Origin of the sequence: Mesorhizobium sp. M1A.F.Ca.IN.022.07.1.1 (genome assembly GCF_003997575.1) — a bacterium.
Taxonomy (GTDB): Bacteria; Pseudomonadota; Alphaproteobacteria; order Rhizobiales; family Rhizobiaceae; genus Mesorhizobium.
The window spans coordinates 1-4,966 of sequence record NZ_RZST01000389.1 but is presented as its reverse complement, the minus strand read 5'-3'; the positions used below and the strand labels follow the sequence as shown (position 1 = coordinate 4,966).

At 65.1% G+C, this 4,966-nt stretch carries 3 protein-coding genes and 1 pseudogene; all 4 read right to left on the bottom strand.

The genetic code is table 11. The features are described 5' to 3' along the window. Positions 1-23: 23 nt before the first annotated feature. Positions 24-593 (bottom strand): annotated as a pseudogene (gene pgk, locus EOA75_RS28590) (phosphoglycerate kinase); the annotation flags it as partial. Positions 594-695: 102 nt separating this feature from the next. Next, entirely contained in the window at positions 696-2,585 is a 1,890-nt protein-coding gene (locus EOA75_RS28585; protein WP_067319317.1) for a potassium/proton antiporter, read from the bottom strand. Between the two features lie 168 nt (positions 2,586-2,753). Continuing rightward, positions 2,754-3,764 (bottom strand): type I glyceraldehyde-3-phosphate dehydrogenase, encoded by a 1,011-nt coding sequence (gap, locus tag EOA75_RS28580; RefSeq protein ID WP_067002042.1) that lies wholly within the window; start codon positions 3,762-3,764, stop codon positions 2,754-2,756. A gap of 207 nt (positions 3,765-3,971) precedes the next feature. After that, on the bottom strand, positions 3,972-4,966 hold a 995-nt coding region (locus EOA75_RS28575; RefSeq protein WP_281058582.1), incomplete at its 5' end, for a transketolase C-terminal domain-containing protein.

Sequence of the window (4,966 nt, the reverse complement as noted above, 5' to 3'; positions counted from 1 at the left end):
GCGCACCGCCTGCCGGCCTATGCCGGCCGCACCGGATTGCCGAGACCTTGTTCCAACGCGTCGAGCTCGGCCTGCATGGTGCGGCCGGCATAGGCCGGCAGGCGGTGCGCCAGGCCTTCGGTCGACGCATGCGCGCGGTGCGCGGCGGAAAAGGCGTCGTTGACGTAGATGTCGCCATTGGCGGCGAGCTTTTCGGTGAAGGCCTGATCGTTCTTCTCCTCGGCCTTGTGGAAGCGGGTGTTTTCCAAAAGCAGGACGTCGCCATCCTTCATGGCGGCAACCGCGTCGGCGGCCTTGTCGCCGATGCAGTCGGAGGCGAAGCCGACCGGGCGGCCGAGCACTTCCGCCGTGGCGCGAGCGATCGGCTCCAGCGAGAATTCGGCCGACGGGCCGTCCTTCGGACGACCGAAATGCGCGAGCAGTATCACCCTGGCGCCTTTGCCGGAGAGCTCGGAAATGGTCGGCGCGATGCGCTCGATGCGGGTGGCGTCCGTCACCTTGCCGTCGGCGACGGGAACGTTGAGGTCGACGCGCACCAGGATGCGCTTGCCGCCAACGGCGCCGATATCGTCGAGTGTCTTGAAGCCGGCCATGGTCGTCCTTTCCGCCAAAAACGCGGCGACCTTACCCGCCACCGGGCACGATGCAAGGCCTGGGCCGCACAGCGCGTGCAAAAATGATGTCGTTGTGTGACGTCAGCTCTCGCTGGCTGATTTTGGCGCTATGGGCTTGGACGTCGTCATTTCGTCCGGCTCGCTTTGAGGAACCTTGCTTGGCGCTGGTTTGCGCCAGCCGCGGATAAAGGCGGCGATGCGGTCGGCGATCTCGCCGGCGCTCAGGAAAACCGGCACGCGCGCCACCGGCGCGGTCGGCTCGAAGGACAGGCCAAGCCCGGTGATCCGGCCCTTCTCGTCGACATCGCGTACGATCAGCTCGATCGGGCCGATCATCACGCGGTCGGCATATTCGGCCTGGCCGCCGAGCCGCTCGGTGACCAGCGCCGCGACGGTGAGCTTCTGTTCGGCCTCGGTGAGGCCGGGCCCATAGGCGGCTTCGAGCTCGGCGGCGGAGCGGGCCGGATCGACGGCAAAGGCGCCAAAGAAATCGGCATCCTCGGGGTCGACGACGGCGCGGCTGGCGAAGAGCTTGTCGAGCAAGCGCGGATAGCGGTCCGGCACGAAGATGTAGACCTGATCGCCGGCGGCGAGCCGGCCCATGTCCTGGAACCGCATGGAGCGGCCATCGCGCAGCACCAGCGAAGGCCTCGCCCAGCGCGGGATGCGTTCGCCGCGCGCCACCGGACTACCGGGGGCGACGCGATAGGCGAGCAGCTCGTGGTGGGCCGAGCCCGGCAGCTCGAGTTCGACCTTGTCGAGAGGTCCAAGCCTTGCCGGCACGATGAGGCCGAGGCGGCGCGCCAGCGGACCGACGGTCCAACCTTGCACCACCAGCGAGACCAGCACGATGATGAAGGCGACATTGAAGATGAGGCGACCGTTGGCGAGGCCGCCGAGCAGTGGCGTGATGGCAAGCAGGATCGAAACGGCGCCTCGCAACCCAACCCAAGAGACGAAAGCGACCTCCGGACGCGGCAGGCGGAACGGCATCAGGCAGAGCCAGACGGCCAAGGGCCGCGCCACGAAGATCAGGAACAGCCCGAGTAGGATCGCCGGCAGCAGGATCGCAGGGAACTGCGAGGGCGTGGCAAACAGGCCGAGGATCAAAAACATGATGATCTGCGCGAGCCACGACATGCCGTCCTGGAAGCGCTTCAGGATGGTGACGGCGCGAATGTCGGAATTGCCGGCGACGAGGCCGGCGAGATACACCGCAAGGAAGCCCGAGCCGCCGACGGCGCCGGCCGCGGCGAACACCATCAGCGACAGCGTCAGCACGAAGATCGGCAGCAGGCCATGGTCGAGGTTCAGTCGCTCGACGAGGCGCACGATCGCCAAGCCGCCGAGCACGCCGATGATGGCGCCGAGTCCCATGTTGATGACGAAGCCGATCACCAAACTGGTGGCGAGAACGTTTGCCTCGGGGTTGGCATGCGCGGCGATGATCTCGACCAAAGAGATGGTGAGGAAGATGGCGATCGGATCATTGGTGCCGGATTCAACCTCGAGCGTCGAGCGGACGCGCTCGCGCAAATGGATCTCCCCGGCGCGCAGTAGGAAGAACACCGCCGCTGCGTCGGTCGAAGCGACGGCGGCGCCGAGCAGCGAGGATTCCAGCCAGCTGAGATTGAGGAGGTAGTAGGCGGCGACGCCGAAGATGCCGGTGGTCAGGAGGACGCCGACGGTGGCCAGCGACAGCGCCGGCCCGGCCGCCTGGCGCAAGGCGTTGAGCGGCGTGCCGAAACCGGAATCGAACAGGATAATGGCCAAAGCCAACGAGCCGGCGAAATAAGCCAGCCGCGCATTGTCGAATTCGATGCCAAGGCCGTCGACGCCGGTGGCAAGGCCAATGCAGAGGAAGAGGAGCAGCAGGGGTGCGCCGAAGCGAAAGGCGATCAGGCTCGAAAAGGCGGCGGCGACAACAAGCGCTGTGCCGACCAGCGTCACGAGATAGATCGCATGCTCCATCCGGAATTGCCCCTCAAATCCGCGTCCCTCCCGCTTTACGGCAGAGTGGGGCGAAGACATGACCAGTGCAAGGCGGCAGCGTGGCTTTTTTGCCCCATGCCGCTGCGTCGAGCGAAAAACGCCCGGCCGAAGCCGGGCGTTTCACACGATCAAAAAGGAAGCCTGAGGTCAGGCGATGGTCTTGCCGAAGGCGACAGCCGTGTCGCCCATGCGGTTCGAGAAGCCCCATTCGTTGTCGTACCAGGAGAGTACCGAGACGAAGTTGCCGTCCATGACCTTGGTCTGGTCGAGCGCCGCGATCGAGGAGTGCGGATCGTGGTTGAAATCGATCGAGACGTTCGGGTGATGGGTGACCGAGAGCACGCCCTTCAGCTTGCCCTTGGAGGCGGCGATCAGCGCTTCGTTGATCTCCTGCGCGGTGGTCGAGCGCTTGGCGATGAATTTGAAATCGACGACCGAGACGTTCGGGGTCGGCACGCGGATGGAGATGCCGTCGAGCTTGCCCTTGAGGTCGGGCAGCACCAGACCGATCGCCTTGGCGGCACCGGTCGAGGTCGGGATCTGCGACAGCGCCGCGGCGCGGGCCCGGTAAAGGTCCTTGTGCATGGTGTCCAGCGTCGGCTGGTCGCCGGTGTAGGAATGGATCGTCGTCATCATGCCCTTCTCGATGCCGACGGTCTCGTGCAGCACGGCGGCAAGCGGGGCCAGGCAGTTGGTGGTGCAGGACGCGTTGGAGATGACGACGTGGTCCTTGGTCAGCTTGTCGTGGTTGATGCCGTAGACGACCGTGAGATCGGCGCCTTCGGCCGGGGCCGAGACGATGACGCGCTTGGCGCCGGCGGTCAGATGCGCGGCAGCCTTGTCGCGCGCGGTGAAGATACCGGTGCATTCGAGCGCGATGTCGATGCCGAGATCTTTCCAGGGCAGCTGGGTCGGATCCTTGATGGCGGTGACCTTGAACTTCTCCTTGCCGACGGAGATCTGGTCGCCGTCGACCGTCACTTCATGCGGGAAGCGGCCATGCACGCTGTCGTAGCGGAGCAGATGCGCGTTGGTCTCTACCGGCCCGAGGTCGTTGACGGCGACGACATCGATGTCCTTGCGGCCGGATTCATGAATGGCGCGCAGGATGTTGCGGCCGATGCGGCCAAATCCGTTGATGGCAACTCTGACGGTCATGTTTCTCTCCCTGGGCACTGGAAAGTGGATGGGTCCGCTGCTTCATAGCGGCGGGCGTGCGAAGAATCCAGCCGCAGAAGCCGGAATTTAAATCGATTAGGTTGGTCCAGTCCGGCGACATCCTTTGAAGGGCTTCGCCGGACGGGGCGTTGCTTTTTGTGCATGCCGCTCGAGATCGCTGCGCGCTTTTGAGCGACATGCGATGGCTCACTTGCCGTGCAGGCGTGCCTCCACGGCCTTCGCCGCGGCCTCGGCGGTGATGCCGAAATGCGGATAGAGCTGCTCGATCGAGCCGGAGGCGCCGAAGCCGGTCATGCCGACGAAGATGCCGTCGATACCGATCAGGTGGTCCCAGCCCTGGCGGATGCCGGCCTCGATAGCGACCTTCACCTTGGCGTTGCCGATGGTCTTCCTGCGATAGTCCTCGTCCTGCTGGTCGAACAGCTCGAAGCAGGGCACCGATACGACGCGGGTCGGATGGCCGTGTTTTTCGAGCAACTCGCGGGCGCCGAGGGCGACCTCGACCTCCGAGCCCGTGGCGAAGATCGTCACGGCCGCCTCGCCGTTTGCCGCGGCAAGCTCATAAGCGCCCGAGGCGCTGAGGTTCTTCTCGCTGTGTTCGCTGCGCACGGTCGGCAGGTTCTGGCGGGTCAGCGCGAGCGTCGAAGGCGTCTTTTCGGACTCCAACGCCAGCTGCCAACATTCCGCCGTCTCGACCGCGTCGGCCGGGCGGAAGACGTTGTGGTTCGGAATGGCGCGCAGTGCGGCCAGATGCTCGACCGGCTGGTGGGTCGGGCCGTCCTCGCCGAGGCCGATCGAGTCATGGGTCATGACGAAGATCGAGCGGATGCCCATCAGCGAGGCAAGGCGCATCGAGGGCCGGGCATAGTCGGAGAAACACAAGAAGGTGCCGCCATAGGCGATCAGGCCGCCATGCAGCGTCAACCCGTTGATGGCCGCCGCCATGCCGTGCTCGCGGATGCCGTAATGAACATAGCGCTGGCCGTAGTCGTCCGGAGTGATGTTCTTGGTCTGGCTGGTCTTGGTGTTGTTGGAGCCGGTGAGGTCGGCCGAGCCGCCGATGGTTTCGGGAACAGCGCCGTTGATCACTTCCAGCGCCATTTCCGAGGACTTACGGGTGGCCACCTTCGGCTTGTCGGCCGAGAGCTTCTTCTTGTACTCGGCGATGACGGCGTCGAAAT

Excerpts from the sequence above, each read along its gene's own strand:
- EOA75_RS28585 (WP_067319317.1), bottom strand. The coding sequence starts at position 2,585 with ATGGAGCATGCGATCTATCTCGTGACGCTGGTCGGCACAGCGCTTGTT.
- gap (WP_067002042.1), bottom strand. The coding sequence starts at position 3,764 with ATGACCGTCAGAGTTGCCATCAACGGATTTGGCCGCATCGGCCGCAAC.